Origin of the sequence: Leeuwenhoekiella palythoae (genome assembly GCF_900130045.1) — a bacterium.
Classification (GTDB): domain Bacteria; phylum Bacteroidota; class Bacteroidia; order Flavobacteriales; family Flavobacteriaceae; genus Leeuwenhoekiella; species Leeuwenhoekiella palythoae.
In genome coordinates, this window is record NZ_FQXT01000005.1 from 241,849 (window position 1) to 265,236 (window position 23,388).

At 37.4% G+C, this 23,388-nt stretch carries 24 protein-coding genes; 23 read left to right on the top strand and 1 reads right to left on the bottom strand.

Annotated features, from left to right (window positions below):
• Positions 1-3: 3 nt before the first annotated feature.
• From BUA96_RS14395 to BUA96_RS14465, 15 genes are all read left to right on the top strand, one after another.
• A complete protein-coding gene (locus BUA96_RS14395) occupies positions 4-1,188 on the top strand; it encodes an efflux RND transporter periplasmic adaptor subunit (protein ID WP_072984211.1) in 1,185 nt (394 codons plus the stop codon).
• Between the two features lie 48 nt (positions 1,189-1,236).
• Entirely contained in the window at positions 1,237-1,872 is a 636-nt protein-coding gene (locus BUA96_RS14400; RefSeq protein WP_072984214.1) for a cation diffusion facilitator family transporter, read from the top strand.
• On the top strand, positions 1,872-2,288 hold the full coding sequence (locus tag BUA96_RS14405; RefSeq protein ID WP_072984216.1) for a Fur family transcriptional regulator: 417 nt from the start codon (positions 1,872-1,874) through the stop codon (positions 2,286-2,288). Before BUA96_RS14400 ends, BUA96_RS14405 begins: the two co-directional genes overlap by 1 nt.
• A 57-nt stretch (positions 2,289-2,345) precedes the next feature.
• Entirely contained in the window at positions 2,346-2,702 is a 357-nt protein-coding gene (locus tag BUA96_RS14410) for a SpoIIAA family protein (RefSeq protein ID WP_072984219.1), read from the top strand.
• The gene (locus tag BUA96_RS14415) at positions 2,703-4,667 is read left to right on the top strand and encodes a heavy metal translocating P-type ATPase (protein WP_072984221.1); all 1,965 of its coding nucleotides are present in this window, start codon (positions 2,703-2,705) and stop codon (positions 4,665-4,667) included. It begins immediately after the preceding gene.
• 90 nt (positions 4,668-4,757) lie between these two features.
• Positions 4,758-5,243 (top strand): asparaginase domain-containing protein, encoded by a 486-nt coding sequence (locus BUA96_RS14420; RefSeq protein ID WP_072984223.1) that lies wholly within the window; start codon positions 4,758-4,760, stop codon positions 5,241-5,243.
• A 230-nt stretch (positions 5,244-5,473) separates the two neighbouring features.
• On the top strand, positions 5,474-6,166 hold the full coding sequence (locus BUA96_RS14425; protein WP_233430657.1) for a response regulator transcription factor: 693 nt from the start codon (positions 5,474-5,476) through the stop codon (positions 6,164-6,166).
• Positions 6,167-6,442: 276 nt separating this feature from the next.
• Positions 6,443-7,279, top strand: a complete 837-nt coding sequence (locus BUA96_RS14430) for an RteC domain-containing protein (protein ID WP_072984227.1) — start codon at positions 6,443-6,445, stop codon at positions 7,277-7,279.
• A gap of 300 nt (positions 7,280-7,579) precedes the next feature.
• Entirely contained in the window at positions 7,580-7,864 is a 285-nt protein-coding gene (locus tag BUA96_RS14435; RefSeq protein WP_072984229.1) for a helix-turn-helix domain-containing protein, read from the top strand.
• A 3-nt stretch (positions 7,865-7,867) separates the two neighbouring features.
• Complete coding sequence (locus BUA96_RS14440) at positions 7,868-8,620, top strand: hypothetical protein (protein ID WP_072984231.1); 753 nt, start codon at positions 7,868-7,870, stop codon at positions 8,618-8,620.
• Positions 8,604-9,266: a P-loop NTPase family protein gene (locus BUA96_RS14445; protein ID WP_072984233.1), complete on the top strand. Its 663-nt coding sequence runs from the start codon at positions 8,604-8,606 to the stop codon at positions 9,264-9,266. The genes BUA96_RS14440 and BUA96_RS14445 overlap by 17 nt, the downstream gene beginning before the upstream one ends.
• 167 nt (positions 9,267-9,433) lie before the next feature.
• The gene (locus tag BUA96_RS14450) at positions 9,434-10,753 is read left to right on the top strand and encodes a hypothetical protein (protein WP_072984235.1); all 1,320 of its coding nucleotides are present in this window, start codon (positions 9,434-9,436) and stop codon (positions 10,751-10,753) included.
• Entirely contained in the window at positions 10,726-11,406 is a 681-nt protein-coding gene (locus BUA96_RS14455; RefSeq protein WP_072984237.1) for a condensin complex protein MksE, read from the top strand. Before BUA96_RS14450 ends, BUA96_RS14455 begins: the two co-directional genes overlap by 28 nt.
• Positions 11,396-14,692, top strand: coding sequence for a hypothetical protein (locus BUA96_RS17310; protein ID WP_072984239.1), 3,297 nt, complete (start codon positions 11,396-11,398; stop codon positions 14,690-14,692). Before BUA96_RS14455 ends, BUA96_RS17310 begins: the two co-directional genes overlap by 11 nt.
• Positions 14,685-15,623 (top strand): hypothetical protein, encoded by a 939-nt coding sequence (locus BUA96_RS14465; protein WP_072984241.1) that lies wholly within the window; start codon positions 14,685-14,687, stop codon positions 15,621-15,623. Before BUA96_RS17310 ends, BUA96_RS14465 begins: the two co-directional genes overlap by 8 nt.
• 64 nt (positions 15,624-15,687) lie before the next feature.
• Here BUA96_RS14465 and BUA96_RS14470 read toward each other — a convergent pair whose 3' ends face one another.
• On the bottom strand, positions 15,688-16,350 hold the full coding sequence (locus BUA96_RS14470) for an N-acetylmuramoyl-L-alanine amidase family protein (RefSeq protein ID WP_072984406.1): 663 nt from the start codon (positions 16,348-16,350) through the stop codon (positions 15,688-15,690).
• 189 nt (positions 16,351-16,539) lie between these two features.
• On the opposite strand from BUA96_RS14470, the gene BUA96_RS14475 reads away from it, so the two are divergent.
• From BUA96_RS14475 to BUA96_RS14510, 8 genes are read left to right on the top strand one after another with little or no spacing between them, the layout of a single operon-like run.
• Positions 16,540-16,827 carry a hypothetical protein gene (locus tag BUA96_RS14475; RefSeq protein ID WP_072984243.1) on the top strand — a complete coding sequence of 96 codons (288 nt, stop codon included), beginning with the start codon at positions 16,540-16,542 and terminating at the stop codon, positions 16,825-16,827.
• Entirely contained in the window at positions 16,827-17,105 is a 279-nt protein-coding gene (locus BUA96_RS14480) for a hypothetical protein (protein WP_072984245.1), read from the top strand. Before BUA96_RS14475 ends, BUA96_RS14480 begins: the two co-directional genes overlap by 1 nt.
• Entirely contained in the window at positions 17,098-19,500 is a 2,403-nt protein-coding gene (locus BUA96_RS14485) for a TraG family conjugative transposon ATPase (RefSeq protein ID WP_072984248.1), read from the top strand. The genes BUA96_RS14480 and BUA96_RS14485 overlap by 8 nt, the downstream gene beginning before the upstream one ends.
• 4 nt (positions 19,501-19,504) lie before the next feature.
• Positions 19,505-20,092 (top strand): conjugal transfer protein, encoded by a 588-nt coding sequence (locus tag BUA96_RS14490; RefSeq protein ID WP_072984250.1) that lies wholly within the window; start codon positions 19,505-19,507, stop codon positions 20,090-20,092.
• 2 nt (positions 20,093-20,094) lie between these two features.
• A complete protein-coding gene (locus BUA96_RS14495) occupies positions 20,095-20,937 on the top strand; it encodes a hypothetical protein (protein WP_067030851.1) in 843 nt (280 codons plus the stop codon).
• Between the two features lie 11 nt (positions 20,938-20,948).
• Positions 20,949-21,563: a conjugal transfer protein TraK gene (locus BUA96_RS14500; protein ID WP_072984252.1), complete on the top strand. Its 615-nt coding sequence runs from the start codon at positions 20,949-20,951 to the stop codon at positions 21,561-21,563.
• 32 nt (positions 21,564-21,595) lie between these two features.
• Positions 21,596-22,525 (top strand): conjugative transposon protein TraM, encoded by a 930-nt coding sequence (gene traM / locus BUA96_RS14505; protein WP_072984254.1) that lies wholly within the window; start codon positions 21,596-21,598, stop codon positions 22,523-22,525.
• A complete protein-coding gene (locus BUA96_RS14510; RefSeq protein WP_072984256.1) occupies positions 22,522-23,382 on the top strand; it encodes a DUF4138 domain-containing protein in 861 nt (286 codons plus the stop codon). The genes traM and BUA96_RS14510 overlap by 4 nt, the downstream gene beginning before the upstream one ends.
• Positions 23,383-23,388 lie beyond the last annotated feature (6 nt).

Genomic DNA, 23,388 nt, shown 5'->3' on the forward strand with positions numbered 1-23,388 from the left:
AAAATGAATTATCTATCAAAAATAGCTGCCTTCGGTTTTACGGTTTTATCGTTGACCGCTTGTAAGGACAATCAAACCGATACCGCCGAAATAGAGACGGAAAATCCTGAAATGGGACATCACGAAGAAGGACATATCGCCTTAACGCAATCACAGGCTGAGGATGCGGGATTTACCTATGGTACCTTTGACCAGGAAGAAATCAAAACACCGATCGAGGCCAATGGTGCTATTGAACTACCGCCCAACAATATGGCATCCATATCTTCCCTTTTGGATGGATTCGTGGTCAAGATCAACTTTCTGGAAGGCGATGTGGTCAAAAAAGGTCAGATATTGGTAGAACTAAAAGACCCGGCCTATGTAAAACTGCAACAGGAATATCTAAGTGTGTACGGTCGCCTTAGCTATCTGAAACAGGAACTGGACAGACAGCAAGTCCTAAACGATGCCGATGTAGGCGCAAAGAAAAACCTACAACAGGCACAATCCGAATATTCGGCAAAAAAAGCCGAACTGGCTGCTTTGAAAGAGCAATTGGCCTATGTAGGGATTAGGGCAAGTGCTATAGAGAACGGTAAAATTCAGAATCGGGTCTATCTGCGCGCGCCCTTTGGCGGTACGGTTACGTCGGTATCTGCCCATAACGGCCAGAAAGTAGTGTCTGGCCAAGAGATTATGCAGGTCATCAATAGGGAGCATATGCATTTGGAACTTCAAGTGTTTCAAAAGGATATTCCCAAAGTAAGGAAAGGACAAAGGGTGCAGTTTACCGTTCCGGCCTTTGAGGGCAGTCCCGTTTTTGAAGCGGAAGTTTCCTTGGTGGGCAAGAACCTTGATATGGTTTCCAAAACCATAAGGGTACACGCCCATTTCAAGGAAAATGAGATGTTGATACCAGGGCTTTATACGGAAGCAAAAATTATGCAGGACAGCAAAAAAACAAGGGTGCTGCCGACTTCTGCCATAATCTCGGATAAGGGAACTTCCTATTTCTTTATCAAAACCGTGACCAACGGAAATGAAATCAACTTTGAAAAAGTGGCCTTTGAACCGGGAATCAAATCGGACCAATTTGTTCAAGTAAAGAGCTATGATGAAATACAGGATACCACGGCCATAGTATTAAAAGGCGCATACACCCTAAAAGCGGTAATGAACAAATCCGAAGGTGGGCATCAGGATTAGATGTAGAGCGAAATGGTCTCGGAATTATCCACATTCTAAATTATGACTATGAATACTAAAAGAAAACAAGACTTAAAGGAAGCCCGAACACTTCAAATCTGGAACGTCATCTATGATGTCATCGAAGTGGTCGTATCGCTTATCGCAGGCTTTACTGCCAACAGTTCTGCCTTGATAGGCTGGGGGCTTGACAGTACCATCGAGGTGATAAGTGCCGGAACATTGGGCTGGCGATTGCACGGCGAAATTAAGGGCATCGATGAAAGGCGTGTAGAGAAAAGAAAAATGATAACGCTTTACGTCATTGCGATATCCTTTGCGCTCATCTGTGCTTTTATATCCTATGATTCCATATCCAAACTGATTAGTCAAGAAACGGCTTTTTGGTCAACGATTGGCATTGTGATACTGATGGTATCATTGGTTGTAAATCCCATTTTGATTTATTACAAAAGAAAATATGGTAACAAATTGGACAGTCCAGCTCTAAAAGCTGATGCAAAGGATACATTTATTTGCCTTTATCAAACTGTAGTAGTTTTATTAGGATTACTACTTGTGAATTGGTTAGGCTGGTGGTGGGCCGATCCTATCGCGGCATTATTAATTGTCCCCTACGCGGCAAAAGAAGGGTGGGAAGCCTTTACCAAAGCAAAAAACATTAAAAAGAATCTTGATAAATAATGAAAGAAATAGAAAAAACATTGGAAAACAAAAGTGTTCGCCCTACAGCAATGCGAATACTCATTTACAAATATTTGGCAGAAAAGGAAGTGGCCATTTCGTTAACGGATATTGAGACCGCTTTCGCGAAAGCGGAAAGGACAACCCTATACCGCACCCTTAAAACCTTTGAGGATAAAGGTGTGGTACACCAAATAGACGATGGCACCGGAATACAGAAATACGCATTATGCGAACCAGGATGTAATTGCGACCTTGAACAGGACTTGCACCTGCATTTTCATTGCAACAACTGCGATGAAACCGTGTGTTTGACCGAACATAAGATTCCACACATCAATCTTCCCGAAGGATACATTGCTGAAGATGCAAACTTGGTTCTGAAAGGCATCTGTGAGAAATGTAGTGGGCAATAAATGCACTTCCGTTGCATAATTAGAACCCTTAAATTGTAAGTATATTATTGAAAAATTATGATACAGTTTATAGACACACAAAAAGAAAACCTTATTGCCGCGATGCTATCGGACAAATTGGACGAAGAAAATTTAAAGACCGTCCACGAACGCATACACCAAATTATCGATAAGGGTCATAAAGTGGACTTTTATTTTGAAATGGAAAATTTCGAAGGCTATACCCTTAAAGGATTTTGGGAAGACATAAAAACTGATGCCGCACATATTAACGACTATGGAAAAATGGCGTTTGTCGGCGAAAAGAAATGGCAAGAATGGGCTGCGAAAGCCACCGACTTCTTCACAAGCTCGGAAGTAAAATACTTCGATTTAAAAGATAAAGAACAAGCAAAAATTTGGATATCAAAATAGATGAAAAAGAAAAAAGTAAATTTACGCGACATAGACCCTAAAGAACATAAGGGCGAGCACAGCCACGATGACGGACACAATCATAGCAGTCAGGAAGAATTGTCAAACTTCAGAACTTATTTGCCCGCCATTTTCAGCTTTGTGTTGCTAATTGCTGGTATTGCTATTGATTATTTTGATGCCTTCCCCTTCTTTAAAGGTTGGATTCGAGTTGTCTGGTACACTGTGGCTTACATTCCTGTGGGATTTCCTGTTATACGGGAAGGTTGGAACAGCATCTTAAAAGGCGACTTCTTCACAGAGTTTTTCTTAATGTCCATTGCCACATTGGGGGCATTTGCCATAGGCGAATATCCCGAAGGTGTGGCGGTTATGCTTTTCTATGCTGTGGGTGAACTGTTCCAGAATGCAGCGGTCAACCGTGCCAAAAGAAATATTAAAGCACTACTCGATGTGCGCCCTAATGAAGCATTGGTCTATCGTGATGATGATTTTGTCTCTGTCAATCCTGAAACCGTCGAGATTGGCGAGAAAATTCAGGTTCGGGTGGGTGAAAAAGTACCACTTGATGGTATTTTACTTTCAGAGAAAGGGTCGTTTAATACCGCAGCGTTAACAGGCGAAAGCAAGCCCGATACCATTGCGAAAGGCGAAAAGGTTTTTGCGGGAAGTATCAATCTCGATGGTGTCATCGAAGTTGAAACCACCAAAGAATTTAAGGACAGTTCCATTGCCCGTATTCTTGATATGGTGCAAAATGCCACCGCACGTAAATCAAAGACTGAATTGTTCATCAGAAAGTTTGCACGGATTTACACACCTATCGTTGTATTTCTTGCTATCGGTTTAACGTTTTTACCTTACTTTTTTGTAGACGATTATGTATTTAGGGATTGGCTTTATCGTGCGCTGATTTTCTTGGTTATTTCCTGTCCCTGTGCGTTGGTCATTTCTATTCCCTTGGGTTATTTTGGCGGATTGGGTGCAGCATCGCGCAACGGTATTCTATTCAAAGGCGCATCCTTTTTGGACGCAATGACCAAAGTAAATACTGTGGTAATGGACAAAACAGGAACTGTTACAAAAGGGGTATTTAAGATTAAGGAAGTAGTCAATAAATCCGCTTTCGCGGAAGCGGAATTTATGCAATACTTGATGGCGATGGAAGAACAATCCACCCATCCCATTGCAAAAGCAATTTTGGAATATAAGGCAGATGGTGCAGATTTGGAAGCGACCGAAGTTTCTGAAGTCGCCGGAAAAGGATTAAAAGGAACGGTCAACGGAAAAACCGTTTTGGTCGGTAACAAAGCATTGATGACCTCGAACAGCATCGAAGTACCTTCTGAAACCGATAGCATTGTAGAATCCATAGTAATGGTTGCCATTGATGGAAAGTTTGCAGGTTATGTGACCATTGCAGATGAACTGAAGGAAGATGCCCACCAAGCCATTAAGCAAATACGTGAGGCGGGAATTTCAAAAATCATAATGCTTTCAGGCGATAAAGATTCCATTACACAACAGGTTTCCAAAGAATTAAATATTGATTGGGCAAAAGGTGGCCTACTACCGGAAGATAAGTTAAACGAGGTAGAAGAACTCAAAAAACAACCAGACATAAAAGTAGCCTTTATAGGCGATGGTATTAATGATGCGCCTGTATTGGCAGCAAGTGGTGTAGGTATCGCAATGGGTGGTTTGGGCAGCGATGTTGCCATTGAGACGGCAGATGTTATCATCCAAACCGACCAACCAAGCAAGATTGCAAGGGCAATTAAAATTGGACGTTCTACCCGAAGCATCGTTTGGCAAAATATTGGCTTGGCATTTGGGGTAAAAGTAATTGTGCTTATTCTCGGTGCAGGTGGTCTTGCCACAATGTGGGAAGCGGTATTTGCCGATGTGGGCGTGGCGCTGCTTGCTATATTAAATGCGGTTCGGTTGCAACGGATGAAATGGTAATCATAATGTTTCAAAGTTCTCATAATGTTGCTGCTAAAGATTTACCGATAAAAATCCGCTATCTTTATAGGTCACAACACGTCCTATTTTATGATACATATTCTTACAACAGGTGGCACCATTGAGGGACTGGATTATGTAGATGGTAAAGGTATTTCCCAATCAAATATCAGTATTCAAGGCTTTCTTGATAAAGCCAATATTGGTTTTGATTACACCATAGAAAGTGTATTCAAAAAAGATAGCAGAGCCATAACGAATAATGACAGAGCGCAGTTGGTTTGCAAGATTAAGGAATCTAATGCGACTAAGATTTTAATAACACACGGTACTTTCACGATGGAAGATACCGCAAAATATATAGGAAGACTCAATCTGAAAAAAACCATTGTTCTGGTTGGGTCTTTCATTTTAGGCTCATCTGAGAACACAGATGCACCATTTAATTTAGGATATGCAATCAGCTCGCTACAGCTTCTAAAACCGGATGTTTATATTGCTATGAACGGACAAATTTTTCTTTGGAACAATGTTTCAAAAAATTTAGAAACCAACAAATTTGAGCGCAATGAGTAGGAATATAAATGTTTGGGACTTCAATACATTGGACAACGTTCTTCTATCTTTTAATAGATACGTTCATTGTATTGCTTACCCTTTATTTTTCAAGAAAGAAAACGCGCAGTAGTCTGAGGCGATTTCTTTATCTCGGAATTTTATTCATAGCCTATAATGCCACCGGTGGATTTCTACCCGTAGAAAACTTTCCTGGACCTTTTATCCTTCAATATATAATCACATATGGTGTGGCCATTGCGCTTTGCGTTTACATTGTTTACTACCTTTATAAAGAGTATGACATTGTTGTATTGAAGTTCAACTCATCGATTAGAAATCTCGCTATACTGGCAAGCGTTAGTTTTGTAGTTTTATTTTTGATCCCCTATTTTCTGACAGAATCACTGAAATCGGCACGTTTCCTTTTTACTATTCCCATATCTATAATAGCCTTTATTTTTCTGTTCATTTTTTACCGTAGAATCGCAAATCCCAGCAACCCAAATACCTTTATTGTAAGGCGAAACAAGCTGTCGATGGTTAGTGTGGCAAGCATAGCCTTATTACCTATTTGTACGGTTATAGGCGACTACCAATGGATAACTTTTACCGTAATGAACTTGGCGTTTTTTGCGATAACTGCTATTGAAGCTGATAGGTATTTGTATTTTATAGAAAACAACAATCGAATGTATGAGGTATTTGCCCTAAAGAAAAAACAACGTGATGAATCTGTAGAACGCAAAATCATCTATGAGGATTTGACTCGAAGGGAAATCGAGGTAGCCTTGTCAATTCTGAGTAATTTGAGTTATAAAAATATAGCCAAAGATTTGTTCATCGCTGAAAGTACTGTATCGAAACACGCATCCAATATCTTCAAAAAGACAGGCGTAAAGAATAGGCGTGAATTTTTAAAGCGATTCAGGAAGAAAAAATAAGTAAATTCAATTCTTTACAGAACCCACTATTGGCTATGCCTCACAAGTTATCCGTAGAAAAATACGGACTATTCCGTAATTATATACGGTACGTTTTCCTTGTAAAATCACAAGGTAAAGTTACTTTAGATAGAGTTCCCTAAAATACATCAATGAACCACAAATTTTATAAAGCGTGACTTTCATTTATACCATTTTGCAGGACTATGACATCATCTAACCAACCTTATCAACTAAATCCCATTTCTATGGTTTACTATATTAAAGTTCCTGCTTATGAACTCACAATTGCTATCTCAAAAACTTTTAAAGGATCTGGATGAAATCAAAATTCAGAATGGAAACATTATAGAAAGTGCCTACCTTTCCATAAAGGCCTGTCGCAAACTACTGAGCGCCTATAAAAAAGAAATAATCAAAACGAAATTTAAGACAGTTCAAGATGAGATAAATTTCTTCAAGAACACAAAGCAGATTCCACTCATTAAACTCATCTACTTTTCTGAAATACATTCATTTGAGATTCAACTTCCCAAAGGCGATAAGGATGCTCAACTAAAATCGATAAAGAAAAAAATCAATAAAATAAATCGGTTTTTCCTTTACAATATTGATTTTGGTCGATACGTCAATTCTGGGGCTACCCATTTTGACAAGGAATATTACACACGAGATTATCTCGAAACCTTTCATATCACAACATCCAAATTCTACTTCCAAGACCCTGAATTTTGCACACCGAGAGATATGCTTTTGGGCAAATACAAGGCGTATGATTATTTAGTGACCTATTTTGATGAAAAGAAAGATAGGGTTCGTAACGGATTAAACGGAAAACACAAGAGCATCAAATCAATGGAAAAAATTGACTGGCCATTTTCAAATACAGATTACGTAGAATTGCTCTATGCATTGTGTTCAAAGGGATTGGGAAAACAAAATAATCAAGGGATTATGCAAGTTTCAAAAAAGTTGGAACAACTTTTTAACATTGAACCAAAGGACATCTACAAAACCTTTCAGGACATTAAAAACAGGAAAAACAGCAGAACACTTTTTCTCGACGAACTTTCTACATCACTACTCATTGAAATGGATAAAAGCGAGGAATAACAAGCAAATTTTTCTCTTAATAAAAGACCGTAGTACGGTTGACCTACGGTAATCGAGTTCCGCATCAATTTACCATAAATTTTAGAGTGATTTGATAGCATCATTTCATAAAAATTATCTCAAAACAGTATAAAACATAACAAATTTCAAGATGTTAAATTTTGACCGTAGTACGGTCGTACTGGGGAATAAAATCCAATAAACCTATTCAAATTTGTAGAACGAAAGTCAAATTAGGTCAGGGACTATCAATTAAAAGTATAAACCCAGATAGTCCCTTTCAATTAAAACCGTTCTATTATGCCGACAAGTATTATTACCACAGACGACCTTCGGGAATTCAAAATGGAATTGCTCGATGACATCAAAAAACTACTTACAAGACAAGCCAGTGGGAAACTAAAAAAATACCTCAAATCTTCTGAGGTGATGGACTTATTGCAAGTCAGTCCAGGCACTTTGCAAAATCTTCGTATTAATGGCACCTTGCCTTATACCAAAGTAGGTGGGATTATCTATTACGATTCAGAGGAAATACAAAAAGTGATGGATGCCAACCGTGTGCATCACGGTCTAAATTCTTAAGCGATGAACTATATAAAGCTACTTAATGCGGCTTTTGAAAAGTTCTATTTTGATGACCGCTTAAACCCTACCCATATCAGTTTGTATATGGCGCTGTTCCAGGAATGGAACAGCTCTCGGTTTATGGATGAATTCTATGTAAACCGACGGGAACTGATGGGCGTTGCCAAGATTGGTTCAAAATCAACATACCATAGATGTATTGTGGAATTAGATTCTTGGCAGTACCTATCCTACTTTCCTTCCAACAATCCCTACAAGGGCAGCAAAATCAAGATGGCCATTATTGGGACAAGTGATGAACCAGTTGTGGGACAGTACAATCCCATTTTAGAACAGCTTGCGGAACAGTACCATCCCAGAGGTGTACCACTTGAAGGACACCACCATCCCAAAAATGGACAGGTTGTGTACCAACACCGTCCCACAGATGGACAAGCATTGGTATCTAATACAAACAATATCAAACAAGAAAACAATATAAAACAGCCAAAGGGCTGGCAGGCTGTTGTTTTATTTTTTGAAGAAAAAGGTTTTGATGCTGATGAAGGAAAAAAATTCTACGAGCATTATGCAGACCGAGAATGGAAAACAAGCGACGGAAAACCGATACGTGATTGGCGCTCATTGGCCACAAACTGGATGGATAGAACTGAGCTTTTCGAAGAAGAAAACAAACCAAACAAAAAAGAAGTGTCCCAAATCAAGGACAACTTGCGAACCACTAAAAACAAGGACTATGGACAACCCCTCTAAAATTATCGAAGGTGGCGTGGAATATTCGCTGGGAAAATTTGATGGTAAAAGTGTGCTCTACGACTTTCCTAAAATTCTGATTTACTTGAATGCCAAAGGCAAACTATTGTTCGGAAAAAAATTTAGGATTTACGATGAGGACAAGGATATTCTACTGAAGCTCTGTTCTTACTTCATCAAGGACAAGGAAAATTGTAATACCTACGGAATTGATATTGAAAAAGGGATTCTGCTTTCCGGACCCGTAGGTTGTGGAAAGACCAGCTTGATGAAGCTATTACGCCACTTGGTTCCCTTGCAACGCCCTTATGAAATGATTCCGTGCCGTAACGTAACATTCAGCTTTAACCATCTTGGTTTTAAAACGGTTGAAGAATATGGCAACACCAAATTCTATTGTTTTGATGATTTGGGTGTTGAACCGTCCGGAAGGTTCTACGGAAAGGATCTTAATGTGATGGGCGAAGTGCTCTTATCCCGATATGAACTCTATCTTGATACTAAACGGAAAATCAAGACCCACGCCACTACCAATCTTAACGCCGAGGAATTGGAAGAACGCTATGGCAACCGTGTTAGAAGCAGAATGCGAGAGCTCTTTAACCTGATTGCATTTGATAAGGCGGCTGGGGATAAGCGAAAATAAATAATACAAGAAAGATTTAACTGCACTATTCTATAAGCCTTTATGTTAATAAATTAATATATTTATAAGCGAAAAAGGCACATATAGATTTTTTAAAAAGCTAATGTTCAGTCATTGGCTTTTTTTATTTTAAAATTCAAAAAGCCATTTCCTATGAACCTTTGATTATGGATAGTTTCAACCTTTACAGAGAGGCAAAAGACCAATATGAAAAGCTCATTCCAGAACGGAATGACGGATTGATTCTTTTATCTCTCTATGGAAAATTTAAAGATAAAGATTTTACAGAAGAGAATATAATTGCAGCTATTACTAAGGTTTTTAAAGATCAAGGAAACGAAAGTTCGCGAACAGAATACAATCGCAATAATGCCATAATCTTGAGATTTCAAGAATCTTTTCTATGGCGCAATACTTCAAAAAGAACCTATCAATTCAAGAAGTATGGACTAGAGCTCTGCCAAAACATCGAGAAGCGGTTGATTGAAAAATATAATCCAGCAAAGATTAAAAGGTTCTTTGCTGAACTATATAAAAGTCTAAGCGAAAACATAGAGGAAGGCAGGGATTTCGGCGAATGGATTGAAGACCATTTTGAATTAAGACTTCCTGAGTTAACAACTCAAATTGAGATTTTAGACCAACAAGTTAACGACTCTGTAAAGGATTTCAAAGCAGGTATAAAATCTGAAGACCAAAATATACTTTCTTCTTTAAGAGAAATTGAAATTAGACTAGAGATAATAAAAGAACAAGCTACAGAACTTAGAAATGCGTTCCAGATATCCTACGATATCGATGACCTGCTAATTGGACTTTTAGAAGGCAACAACGGGAATATTAATTCTCTAGACATACAAAGAGTTCAGAATTTTCACAATGAATCTAGAAGCCAGTTAGAGCAGGTTAGTAAAAGAATTGAAAAGATAAAGCCAAGAATCCGAGAGTTTATCTACGACTTCAACCAAAAGAATTTTGACAGAAAAACCAAAAGATTTATCGACCACCTATTAGAAAAATCCACTGTAGTCAGAGAAGGAAGTTCTAAAAGAATAATTCTTCCTGATGGTTTAAAGGGTTTAGCTATAAAATTCTCTGATCACAACCCTAAGCTTAATATAATACCTAATAGAAATATAAGCCCAAAGCTACCCATTTCGGTAACTAAAAAGACGGTTGATACTATTAAAAGAAAGGAACTTTTAGAAAAGACATTGAAATGGAAACGAGATAAAGAAAAAATTAGTTATTGGACCAAACTAGCATTTAAAGAATTGGAAGAAAAAGGTAAGTTCGATTTTACCCCTTTATTTTTTAAAATCCTTAAGGAAGACAAGATTACCATCGCAGTAAAAACAGCTCATAGTATTATTAGAAAAAAAACAGCGTACCGAAATAAATATAAGATAGATATCAAAACAGAAGCACAATCCGACACCAATAAAAAAGGCATATCGATATGGCAAATGACATTACAGAAAAAATAGAACCATATGGCTTTCTATATAACAAAAGGGCAAAAAGCATTTTTGCTAAGTTAGATTATACTCTTAGAAATGGCATTCATATACAGAGAGAATACCCTAAAAATGTGAATCTGTACAGATTTTTAAGTGATGCTGATAATTTTGAATCATTAAAAAGCTACTATGAGGAATTTTACAATTTGGTTCTTGTCAAAGAGGGAAGTGATTTTAACAGTTATTATTATCTGAATTTAAATGATGATGGCACAAGTAACGTTCCCTCTGATAATAGAGAATACCTAAAAAGTGAATTTATCATAATAGGTATGCTTTTTTTAAAGATGTATAAGCTTGATGGGAATATTGAACTTGACAGTATTTCTGATTTCACTTCCTTACTTTACGAAGAATACGATGATCAAAAAAACGCATTACGAAAGTTAATCAACGATAATTCTTCTGATAAGAGTACAGATTTAGGTGACCAACGGTTTGAAAATGTAATCTCTAAATCTTTTGAGAAGTTTGGGGACTTGGGCTGGCTAGTGTGGGATAAGGATAGTGATAAAAATAAGTTTAAAGTAATGCCATCATTTGAGCGTTTGAGAATTATCTATCAGCCCCAAATTGAAACTATTGATGATTTAATTAATGAAGTAAAGGATGCAGAATAATTACCCTCGAATATACAGTTTATCTACTATAGGCATTAAACAGCACTTTAATGCTGATTATATTTTTCATCAATATAGAACGGATTTTAGTGGTGAGAGTGGAAGCGGGAAAAGTATGGTGGCCGATATGATTCAATTGATTTTAGTAGGCTCGGGTGAATTCAAATCAGCAACTCAAGGCAATAAGCATAGAGATGTTAAGGGTATGTTGATTTCTAGGAAGGGGAAAACATTGGCTAGAGGTTATGTTTTTCTAAATGTTGAAATTAAACCTAAAAAATACATTGTTATTGGCGCATATATTGAAGGCACAAGTAATGCGGCAGAAATGTTCATTATCCAAGATGGTTATGATTGGAATGAGCTCGCTCCATTACATAAACCCATCTTAAATAAGGATTTAATTGTTGATAATAAGGTAGATACGTTAAGTAATCTTTGTGACACTATTCAATTTGCCAGAATGAAATCGTTCAGGCGAAAAACCTATCACCAAATTTTATTTGATAATAATATTGTATCTCTAGACCTGACTAAGAGTGAGACACTAAAAACCTATGCAAATATTTTAAGGTCTTTTTCTAGAGGAAAAGGATTTAAAACAGAATCTGAGAATTTAAAAAAATTCTTATTTGGCGATGATGAGCAAAACGCCATACTGCAAAAATATAAAGAGGAAGTAAATAATATCAGTAATGATTTTCACGAGCATATCAGATATACTGATGAAATCAAGCTAATCAACGACAAACAGATTTTATTAAAAACCGCGCTAGAAAAGCAAAAGGAATATAAGGCTATATATGCAAATTACATTAGCAAAAAGTTCAATTACTGGAATTGTTTCCGGAACAAAACAATCAATCAAAAGGTTGAAATAAATGCTAAACTAGAAAAGAAAAAGACGGAACAGGATTTTGTCAAGAAAGAAATTCTAAGATTAGAAATAATTGAGTTGAAAGAGCTTGTTAGCACACAAGAAAAGGTTCGTAGTCTTACCGAAAAGCATAAAGACAGTAATAATATTGAAGCTGAATTTTTTGCAATCAGTCAGTCTAAATTACAGATCGAGGTGGCCGATAAATGGTTTATTTCCAACGATGGTCAAATAAAAAAAATAAAAGAATGGTTCGCTGCTGAAAGCTCTAAAAATGAGAATAAGTTAGCGTTATTAAACTTTAAGAAATACCTATCAGATAATAATATTCTAGATGCTTTCGAAAAGTCAAATTGGCTAAGCAATTACCAAAAAGAGAATGCGCTATACTCTGAAAAAATTGAAGGATTTGAAAGGCAAATTTCAGAACTTGAATCTCTATCCAAATTTTCAGATTCAAGTGATAGTGAGTCCTTGGTAAATTGGGCTTTAGATAACTTAACATTTCCACTTTCACGGATACAAGAAAGCACTTTGAAGTATTTTCAGAAATTTGGGAAGATCAAACCGTCGGAAACAAACTCTAGTCGATATGTTCCGTTTCCAGAATTACTGTTTCAAGATTTGAGTGTAAATATTAAGAAAAAGACTAAAGATGGATTTTGGCTAAATCTAGACGGTGTGTACGAGTTTATCACCTACTCGGAAGATCAAATTCTTAATGTCAAAAGTCCTGAATCCATAAAAGAATCTTTATCCAAGTACAAGGAAAATATTGAAGATAGATTGGCCAAGCTCAGAGTTGAAATTCGAAATGAAGAACATCTGAAGAAAACATTATTTAATTTCTCTAATCTTGAAAAGCACATTGAGCTCTTCAAAAGAAAAGATAAGTTATTGAACTATAAAATCGATGATAGCTTAGCTAATCTTACTCAAGATTCTTTTGACCTTATTTTGAAAACTTATGAGGACAAAGAAAATGTGCTAAAGCAATACAAATCTTTGCAAAAGGAATTTGAAGAATTTACTAGCTGGAAAAGTCTCTTAGAAGGTTATCGAAAATCAATTGAAAAATTAATGGCAATTCATTTTGAAAATGCCAATTCAGTAGACACTCAAGTAGTATCGAAAAAAATTGATTCCAATAGTCAAAAGCTACTCGAATTGGAAAAATACTTAAAAGAGAAGAAGTTTAATAAAAAGTTGTTCCTGGATTCCTATGCTAAGGAAATAAGTACCCAGCATAAACTTACTAAGTTGAAATATGAACTTTCAGCTAAAATAAAGGAGTTAGATATAAGAATTGAAGACAAGGATAAATTGATTTCTGTTGCGCAAGAAGAAATAGAGCAAACAGAGCTATTAAATGAACAACTTTTTAATAGCTCAATCGACTTAATAGGCAATAAAGAGGAATTGACGAATCCTGACGACGGTGGCTATCAATCTGTTCAAAGTAAGGCTAATAGGTCTCAGCAAGCGTATATTGAGTATCTGAAGTTGATAACTAAAGACCTTCCGTACGATGAGACAGCTACTATAGGTCAATTAGCCAATTACTTATTGCCAACGGTGTTTCCCTCTTCAAAAGTTGATGAAGATTTAATCTCAAACGACATTGTAGAACGACTTAGCAAGCTTACTCAAGACATACAGGAAATTGGCTCAAGAAAAGTTGACATCATAGGAAGCGTCTTTAACGATGTTTACAATGTTTATCGAAAATATCTAACAAAAATCAATGATATCAATGAGTATTTAAAGAAGGATAACAAAGAAATTACAGGTGGAAATAAAGCATCGCTTACATTTAAAAAATCAATTCATTATCCCGAAAATTGGCTGAGTACCTTTCGAAAACAACTACAAACTCAGATGAATTACACTGGCCTTTTTAGTGATCTTCGAGATGAGATAGACATAAATAAAATGATGATAAGGGCATTTCAAAAACTTGGTGGCGGTACTAAAGTTCTACCCGAAGATTTAATGAACCCTACCTCCTATTTTGATTTGGTTTTTGAACTGAAATTAGAAAATGAAGATATTAATTCTGGCAGCAACGGACAGACATACGCAGCAAATGCCTTATTATGTTTGGCTAGATTATCACTGATTGAGGAAAAGGGTAAAGACGGATTAAAGATTATGCCAATTGACGAGGCGGAAGGCTTGGGAAGCAACTATGATATGCTACACAAACTTGCGAAAAAAGAAGAGTACCAAATTATCACTATGGCTATTGAGACTGCTGGTGAAATAACAGATGATGGACAGTATATCTATATAATGAACGAAAATAATTTAGCCAATATCGACAGCTTTGTTCCGCCATTAGGTATATTTTCTGATAAAGTTACTGAGGATATAGAAGAATATATAAATACACTTTCTGACGATGAATAAAAACGTTACTTGGAAAGAATTAAAGGCTCTCGACGACATTTACCATTTAAAAAAATCAAGAGCAAGTATTCAAAATCATCCTTATATAAAATATCTTATTTACGATAAAGGGATTCTGGATTTAAAGCCGGATAATACTAAGGTTATCATAACAACGGATGAGTTTGAAATATTTTATGAAAAAGAATTCAAAATAGCCTTTAATGAGGCCAAAAGATTTCTAATTAAAAACGATATAGCACCGACTGCAAATAAGACCTTCACTATTGAAGAAATAAAGTCGTTAATGCTGATCGCTGAAAACAAGGAAGAATTAAAAAACAATCCCACAACCATAGAAGATTTTTCTAATGAATTTTTTGATATTTCGAAACACCTTAAAAATAGGAAAAGTGTCAAAGATGCGGTCTTTAAAATACTGGATATAGAAAGATTTTCATTGGACAAGAAAGAGAATCAATGGCGTCTGGTTATTGATAATAAAAATCCGTTAGCGGTAATAATGTGCGAGAATAAATCTTTTTTAAAACAACCCTGGATAGCTAAAGAAACACAAACTAAATTATGGTATGTAGGCGGCAATAATATATCTATTATTGATGATATAGATGAATCTGACCTCTCTAAACCTATATACTATTCCTGCGACTGGGATTTAGCCGGTTTACAAATCTTTTCGAGAATAAAGACTAAGTTGAAAGAACGCAATAGAACAATTTATTTATTATTTCCCAACGCGCCGCATAAAAGAGTGAGTACCTATATACCCTATCACAATAGTCATTGGGATTTGACAAAAGAATTATCGGGACTAAATCTAAATTTTTTTTCCAGAAATGAATTACTGCTTATACGATCACTCATTGACAAAGAAGAGTGGATCGAAGAAGAATCTTTTGATATAGTTAAAATGATCAAGGGCGTTCTATAGTTTCGGTTTAACGAAAAGATGTTTGTAAATCTCAATAAGAACTAACTTGATTGTCCTGACAATCTCAATCCCCAATTCTCTCATAACCATCCAATTTTTTGATTAAACATTCCCATATAACCGACGCTAATGAGTCCAGTGATTCGGGTTTCAATAAATAACTACCTTCATCTTCATTACTCAAAAACCCCAATTCCAAAAGTACCGAAGGCATAAAATCTGTGGTTTCCCGAAGCACCTGAAAATTGGCAAACTTCACACCTCTACTTTCTAAGCCCAGCTTTTCATTCAAGTCAACTTGTAATTGAAACGCCGTCCAAACAGATTCGCCGGAATATTTAGATTGTGTATTGGATAAATAGATTTCTACACCTCTTGCATTCGGATTATCCGAGTGATTGCAATGCAGGGAAAGGAACAAATCTGCGTTAAGAGCTTTAGCCAGTTTGGTCCTATCACTTAAAGAAATTAAGGTGTCGCTATAACGTGTTTGATAAATTTTCACAGTTTTATAGTGGTTTTTCACAGCCAATTCTGAAATCAACCTTGCTATTTCTAAGGTTATACTTTTTTCCTTTAAGTTATTTACCCCAATTGCACCAGAATCATTTCCGCCGTGGCCAGGGTCAATGACTATGATTTTTTTCTCATCCAAATCCTGACCCAAAAGCAAGCAACTTTTGATAAGCAAAATCACAAAACTGACGTTTTTGAGCCACTTTTTCATTTCAAGGTTTTGGGTTTTCAACAGTTTGGTTTCAAAATTTCATAGAATTTGATACCATTTAATGGCAACGAAAACCAAACACTATCAAATAATATTTTATTCACAAATATTTGATTTTCAGTTATTTATATTCAAATATATGTAAATTTCTCATAACAAAAATGAACCAAAAAATTAAACCCATTCGTTATGAAAAAAACATATTATTTGTCGGGCTTTCTTTCGCTCTTATCCACATCGCTTTTTGCACAAATTGGTGGTATTGAAGATTCGGTAAACGATGTTTCCGATACCATCCGAGCCATTTTCCCAATCATTTTAGGGGTCATATTCCTTATTGGCTTCCTGTTTAATGCAGGTCATTTCTTTGGTGAAAACGCAGATCTCAAGAAAGGGATTACCCGTGTCTTGGTCTTTGTACTCATTGCAGGTGCGGTAGTTGGAATCTTCACCTATTTAATAGGCATCGTAGTATAGTGAAGAAGTTTGAAGTCTATAGAAATATGCGGAAACGGGCGGTCATCTTTGGCCTGCCCATTTCGCTATTTGCTTTGATGATGGTATCTATTTTGGCATCACTGCTTATCATCATCTTTTCCTTCAGCTTTGGCATCATCATCGGGCTAATGGTCTTTAATGGCGGACTTTATGTTGCCCTAACCCGAATAGCCAACAATCCGCAGCTTTTCCAAATGGGCAATCCGTTTCCAAAAATCATCAGTAACAAGTGTAACTCAGGTTTTGAATATGAATAAGATGAACCTTTCGGCATATCAACCCATTACAGATATTCAGGATAATATCGTCTTTGCCAACAATGGCAATGTGGTATTGTGCTTCAAAGGGAACTTACCTGAAATCTATTCGCTTTCCGAAAAAGACTTCGAGGATATACACGGTGCGTGGTTTCAGGCTTTGAAGTCTTTACCTGTTGGAACGGTCGTTCACAAACAGGATATCTATTTGAAGAAGTCCTACTCTTCAGAACAGCTTCCCAATACATCCTTTCTCGAAAAAGCTACGCACAACCATTTTAATGGGCGTGGGTATATCGAGCACCAATGTTATCTGTTTTTTATCCTGACCAAAAACAAGGCGCTCAACAATCCAAAATATGTCAATCCGTTCCGTAAGGTTTCCAAAGGCATTGTTCAGCAGATGGATGACAATATAAAAGTCTTTGCAAATGCGGTAAGCGATTCAGTCTCATTCATCAATAATAGCCGAAAAATGCGTTTTCTTTCACTTGAAGCGAAAGAGATTGAAGACTTGACGAGATCATACTTCAATGGATTCAGTGAAGGTTTTGATACCGATATTCTTCTCGAAAAGAAAAAAGTCACAATCGGTGACAACCATTTTGATGCCCTGGCCGTCAACAGCGAACTGTGCTTTGGCGAAAGTGTACAGAGTAGCAAGACCAATGAGAAATTCACTTCGGACGATTTTGTGTTTCACCAGGGGTTTATTGATGGCTTAGGGCTTACATTAAATGAGAACCATATCGTCAACCAAATCCTCTATTTGGATGACAAACAGAAATGGCGAAAACTACTCAATAAGAAAATCGAAGAGCTAAACAAAAGTTCAAACTTCGGTTCACAGAATAAAGTGGTGCTTGGTAAAATCCAGTACATACTTGACCAAATCAATGCGGATGACAATGCTCGGATTATCCGTGGTCATCTCAACGTAGTGTATTGGGCTAAAGACAAAAAGAGCCTCGATTCCATCACTTCTAAAATTAAAACCGAGTTTAAAGAACTCGATATCATCCCTTACTATCCAAGAGGTGAAGAACGCAAGAATTACATCCTAAACAGTTATTGCTGTTTCTCTTCCAACTTCTCAAACAATGATTTGTACGTGACCGATTTAAAGCACGCGCTTTGCCTGTTCATCAATAATACCAACTACAAATCAGATGATACCGGAATTATCTTTAATGACAGGGAACATAACATTCCAGTTTTAAAGGATGTTTGGGATGAACAAAAGAAGCGTATCAAAGCACGAAACTTTGCCATTTTCGCCCCAACGGGCGAAGGTAAATCGTTCCTTGCCAATAACATACTGCGCCAATATTTTGAAAGTGGCGTTCGCCTGGTCGTCATAGACTTGGGTGGCTCGTACACCAAATTCGCCAAGCTATATCCTGAAAAGTACACAGTGCTTAGATATGAAAGCGGAAAGAATTTGGGTATCAACCCATTCTTCATCAGCGATAAAAATGACCTGACACCAGAACGCTTAGAGGATTTATCAATTTTCCTTTTTGAATTGTTTGCTTCAGATTTAAAAGTGACCAAAGCCCAATCGGTTTCGGTCAAAAAGATATTGCGCCATTATTACGATAGCACCTCTGAAAACCATTCTCTGGAAGGCTTCTACAATTTTATAGAAAGGCATCAGAAGGATATTCTGAACACCCTTAAAATCCATCCCGACTACTTTAATGTGACGAGCTTCTTGCACGTAATGTCCGAGTATGTCGGCGATGGTCTATATAGTTTTCTCTTTGAGGTTAGCGAAGACCAGACTTATAAAATAGAAGATAAGCGATTGATTGTTTTTGAGCTCGATGAAGTGAAGGACAATAAAGAAATCCTGTCCGTAATGCTCAAGTTGATTAAGTCGGCTATCCAGCGTACCATTTGGCGAAATCGTGCCGAAAAAGGCATCATCCTGTTTGATGAGTTTGCGAAGCAACTGAAGTTTGACAACGTACTGGAAAGTGTGGAATTTTACTATCAAGCTATCCGAAAACAAAACGGTGCCATCGGTATCATCCTGCAATCCATTAATCAATTACCCAACAATTCCACTTCGGCAAGTATTCTTGAAAACACCCAAATCATTTATAGTCTCAACAATGAAAAAGGATATGACGAACTGGTCAAACGGCTCAACCTTTCCAGCCACGACCTAAACCAGTTAAAATCCATCAAAAACAGTCTTTCCGGACCACGCAAATACACCGAAATGTTCATCAAAATCGGAAAGGAAAGCAACATCTTCAGGCTTGAAGTGCCGAAGGAAGTGTATGCAGCTTACCTCACGGATGGAAAGGAAAACGAGGAAATAATGAAGCTCTACAATGAGCATCACGATATGGAAAAAGCAATAATCCAATTCACATCTAAAACATAATGTTATGAAGACAAAAATTAAAACAATTCTATTTGGATTGGCTATGACAGCAGCCCTTTTAATACCAAGAGGTGCTACTGCCCAGGGAATGCCAGTTTATGACAATACCAACTTCATCAGTTTGGTTAAACAGCTCTTGGAATCGGGTAAACAGACGGCAGAAATGATTAAGTCCGTAAAGTTCTTGAAGGATGCCAAAGAGGCGATAGAGAAAGTATCAAGCGTTGTCCAACAGCTTAGGGCAGTTGAGGAAATCGCACAGAACAATCAGCGCCTTATTAATGTAATGCAGAATGACCTTCAGGATATTCTCAATTCCCCCTACATCAAACCCGAGGAAATTGACAAGGTTATGGGTTCTTTCGAAACCATTGTACAAAATTCCTTGGACACGGTGGATTTCATAGACGAAGTTCTCTCAAGTGATTATCTCAAAATGAGTGATGCCGAACGCGCCGAAATACTGAAAGCAAAAGAACTGGAATCTAAACAAATGGTTTCCAACATCACTACGAAAACGAAACGCTATCGTGACATTATTTCTTTCAGAAAAATGCAGGATAAAGTCAATAACCGCGAAACAGAATATTAAAAATGACAGCGACCATCATTTTAGGGATAGGGTTGGAATACATTGATACGGTGTTCCAGACCATACAGGCCAGCGACTTCTCGCAATATACCATTGCGGGAATGAAAACACTTGCTGTCCTATTTTTCTTGGTCAATATTCTTAAAAAATACAACGAAGGTATTGCAGACAAGGACGGCTACACTTGGGGATTGAGTCCAGGCGAACTGGCCAAGAATTTTGCCATTGTCCTATTGGTCATATTTTCAACGCAGGTGTTAGGATTCTTTGATGGGATATTGGTAGCCATCGAGGGACAATATAGGGGCACGGCACCTGCGTTACTTCCGTTGCAAATGCAGGATATTCCATTAGAGGAAGATGTAAGCCTATTTGATGCCGCAAGTTCGGCAATGACGCTTTTGTATGAGGCATTGGTAACACCATTATATGGGTTCAAGATATTGGCCTTTATCCTAAGTACCATACTCTGGATATTGGATTTGTTCATCTATCCGCTATTCTTGGCAGAGCGTTTTTTCCTTTTGGGGATAATGCAGGCATTCTTCCCGTTGGTCATTAGCCTTGCGGTTTTTGAAAAGTTTCGTTCGCTCGCCTATACCTTCTTTAAGTTGTACGCCGCCGTTTATATGCTTGTGCCAGCGTTCTTTCTGGTCAATGTATTTATCAATGCCATTTATACGGAAATCAACACCAATTTCTGGGTCAACCTATTCGGAACTGACACAGGTCAGGGCTTTTTTGCACCTGTCGTTCAATTGGGTTCTGTTGGCTTTATCGTCTTCCTGAAATTCAAATTGTACAGACGTGCCACATCCTTCACACTCAGACTCTTTACCAACTAATTCAATTCAAAATGAAAACACCTTACAAGAATATTTATAATGTCTTAAAATTAAATCGGTTTATCGTTTTGGCAGTCGTTGTCTGTTCGTTGCTGTCCAGCACCTTTTCGGTTTGGATGGTATTCAACACCAATCAAAAGGCACTCAATAGCGCTTTTGCCATCAATACTGATGGCAGTATTATTCCCTTAAAACTCGTTACACAAAAAGAGAATTTCAGGGTGGAAGCTTTGGCGCATCTGGAACTGTTTCACAACAACTTCTACAACATCGATGCGAGCAATTATGAACGGAACTTGGAAAAGGCGCTTTGGTTGGGCAATAGTTCCGTGGACAATCTGTACCGTCAGAAAAAAGCGGATGGTGTTTACAACCGATTGCTTCAGTATTCCTTGGTTCAAAAAGTATTGAGTATTGATTCAAAAATTTCAGAAAGCAACGGTACGTACAGTTTCACGACCACAACCATTTTTGAAATCAATAGAGGCTCTATCATCGATACCTACGAATTGGTTTCCACCGGAAACCTAATTATGGTGAACCGGAACTTTCCCAATAATCCGCACGGACTTTTGATTACGAATTACTTCGAAAACACCCTTAAAAAATTAAACAATGAAAGTTGAGCCGATAATCGGCATTTAATAAAACCACGATTATGAAAGTAGAGAAAAACAAAATAGTATTTGCAGCGGTATTGGCGGTGATTTTCATATTCCTCATTTCCTATTCGGTAATGGTTATGGGCGATGATGAAAGTGAGAACGAAAGCCTACAACAGACCTTAGTACCTGATTTGGAAGAAAACCAGAAGGAATACGAGTCCAAACTGGATGCCATCAACGACCTCAAGGAAGTGCGTGAAACCAACGCGCCCAGCATCTATGATGAAAAGCTGATTGATTCCCTGGGCTTTTACGACCCAGATTTACCGGAACGTGAAAAAGAACGCATTGTTGACAGTATCTATGATGCTGGCAAGATTAAGTATTCCGAAATACGGTATCAAAATTTGGGGCAAAGGCGAGCTGTTCAACAAACAGTACCAAATGTGGATTCAGCTGAAGCTAAAAGAGCTCAAAAAATTGAAGCTAAAGAACTGGGCTTGGAACATCAACTATTCTTTGCCGCTGCGCCCAAACCCAATGAAGTTTCAATTATCGGCAATACAGACGAAACGATTTATGTAGTCGTGGATGGCGACCAAGTTGTTCAAGCAAATACCCGATTACGGATGCGCCTAACGAAATCGGCTACTATCAATGGCAAACTGATGCCAAAGAACACACCGATTTATGGTTTTATCAGCTTTCAACCCAATCGTGCATTGATTGAGATTGAAAACATAAGGCATCATCCCACCAAACTCAAAGCATTCGATTTGCAAGACGGTAGCGAGGGCATCTATGTTGAGAACAACTTTAGGGAAGAAGCGACGAGAGAGGTGCTCGATGATGTTATTGGTGATATCAATATCCCGAGTGTCCCACAAGTTGGCGGACTTACACAAGTATTCAGGCGCTCTAACCGAAGGGTGAAAGTTACCGTATTGAATAATTACAGATTAATTCTAAAACCCAGACTATGAAAACAACCACTTTAGTATTCGCAATGATACTTTCCACTTTCGTACCTCGACCTTGCTCGGCACAGGATACAGCGAACGCACAAATGACGCACGTACTTGATACCATTTATGCCAACGACACCAAGAATGTTGCACTATTCTTCCCAGAACCTATTCGGCAAGGCATAACCGGTTCAGATAATTTTGTCTTTACCTATAACCGTGAGAAAGAACAGTATTTTGGCTTGCTACAAGCCAAGCCAGGGAAGGAAAGTAATTTACTGGTAGTCAACCGAAATGGCTCTATTTTTTCGTATATTGTAAGGTATAAAAAACAGCTTTCTAAGCTCAATTATTTTATTCCGATATCAAGTAGTATCGGGAATGAAAAACCGATTGTGACTGATTCAATTCTTGCTGAATCTTCTGAAGAGCGTGTAGATAACAGCACCTATTATTACCAAAAATTCTGTTCGTATCTTCTCAATAGAAAACAGCGCATTGGTCGAATTAAAAAGCGAAATGAAGGCATTGTATTAAGTATTGAGAATATCGTTTTTGATAAAGAAGAACTGTACTTCGTTATCCAGATTGAGAATAATTCTACTTTGGATTACGATTTGAATTTCTTGAACCTTTCGATTGAAACACGACAGAAAGGAAAAAGAAAATCGTTACAACGTTTGTATCAAGAGCCGATTTATAAACATAATCTGCCTTCAAAAATTGTAGAAGGTCAAACGATACGGTTCGTTTATGTGTTGCCCAAGTTCTCGTTATCCAATGACCGTAGGGCAATTTTAGAACTGAATGAAAAGGATGGCGAACGAAATATTGAGATGAAACTATCGCACAGATATATCAATAACCCAAATTAAAGTCAT

Excerpts from the sequence above, each read along its gene's own strand:
- BUA96_RS14440 (WP_072984231.1), top strand. The coding sequence starts at position 7,868 with ATGAACTATATAAAGCTACTTAATGCGGCTTTTGAAAAGTTCTATTTT.
- BUA96_RS14400 (WP_072984214.1), top strand. The coding sequence starts at position 1,237 with ATGAATACTAAAAGAAAACAAGACTTAAAGGAAGCCCGAACACTTCAA.
- BUA96_RS14485 (WP_072984248.1), top strand. The coding sequence starts at position 17,098 with ATGAATAAGATGAACCTTTCGGCATATCAACCCATTACAGATATTCAG.
- BUA96_RS14490 (WP_072984250.1), top strand. The coding sequence starts at position 19,505 with ATGAAGACAAAAATTAAAACAATTCTATTTGGATTGGCTATGACAGCA.
- BUA96_RS14450 (WP_072984235.1), top strand. The coding sequence starts at position 9,434 with ATGGATAGTTTCAACCTTTACAGAGAGGCAAAAGACCAATATGAAAAG.
- BUA96_RS17310 (WP_072984239.1), top strand. The coding sequence starts at position 11,396 with ATGCAGAATAATTACCCTCGAATATACAGTTTATCTACTATAGGCATT.
- BUA96_RS14500 (WP_072984252.1), top strand. The coding sequence starts at position 20,949 with ATGAAAACACCTTACAAGAATATTTATAATGTCTTAAAATTAAATCGG.
- BUA96_RS14415 (WP_072984221.1), top strand. The coding sequence starts at position 2,703 with ATGAAAAAGAAAAAAGTAAATTTACGCGACATAGACCCTAAAGAACAT.
- BUA96_RS14510 (WP_072984256.1), top strand. The coding sequence starts at position 22,522 with ATGAAAACAACCACTTTAGTATTCGCAATGATACTTTCCACTTTCGTA.
- BUA96_RS14395 (WP_072984211.1), top strand. The coding sequence starts at position 4 with ATGAATTATCTATCAAAAATAGCTGCCTTCGGTTTTACGGTTTTATCG.
- BUA96_RS14405 (WP_072984216.1), top strand. The coding sequence starts at position 1,872 with ATGAAAGAAATAGAAAAAACATTGGAAAACAAAAGTGTTCGCCCTACA.
- BUA96_RS14455 (WP_072984237.1), top strand. The coding sequence starts at position 10,726 with ATGGCAAATGACATTACAGAAAAAATAGAACCATATGGCTTTCTATAT.
- BUA96_RS14435 (WP_072984229.1), top strand. The coding sequence starts at position 7,580 with ATGCCGACAAGTATTATTACCACAGACGACCTTCGGGAATTCAAAATG.
- BUA96_RS14420 (WP_072984223.1), top strand. The coding sequence starts at position 4,758 with ATGATACATATTCTTACAACAGGTGGCACCATTGAGGGACTGGATTAT.
- BUA96_RS14410 (WP_072984219.1), top strand. The coding sequence starts at position 2,346 with ATGATACAGTTTATAGACACACAAAAAGAAAACCTTATTGCCGCGATG.
- BUA96_RS14495 (WP_067030851.1), top strand. The coding sequence starts at position 20,095 with ATGACAGCGACCATCATTTTAGGGATAGGGTTGGAATACATTGATACG.
- traM (WP_072984254.1), top strand. The coding sequence starts at position 21,596 with ATGAAAGTAGAGAAAAACAAAATAGTATTTGCAGCGGTATTGGCGGTG.
- BUA96_RS14470 (WP_072984406.1), bottom strand. The coding sequence starts at position 16,350 with ATGAAAAAGTGGCTCAAAAACGTCAGTTTTGTGATTTTGCTTATCAAA.
- BUA96_RS14430 (WP_072984227.1), top strand. The coding sequence starts at position 6,443 with ATGAACTCACAATTGCTATCTCAAAAACTTTTAAAGGATCTGGATGAA.
- BUA96_RS14475 (WP_072984243.1), top strand. The coding sequence starts at position 16,540 with ATGAAAAAAACATATTATTTGTCGGGCTTTCTTTCGCTCTTATCCACA.
- BUA96_RS14445 (WP_072984233.1), top strand. The coding sequence starts at position 8,604 with ATGGACAACCCCTCTAAAATTATCGAAGGTGGCGTGGAATATTCGCTG.
- BUA96_RS14465 (WP_072984241.1), top strand. The coding sequence starts at position 14,685 with ATGAATAAAAACGTTACTTGGAAAGAATTAAAGGCTCTCGACGACATT.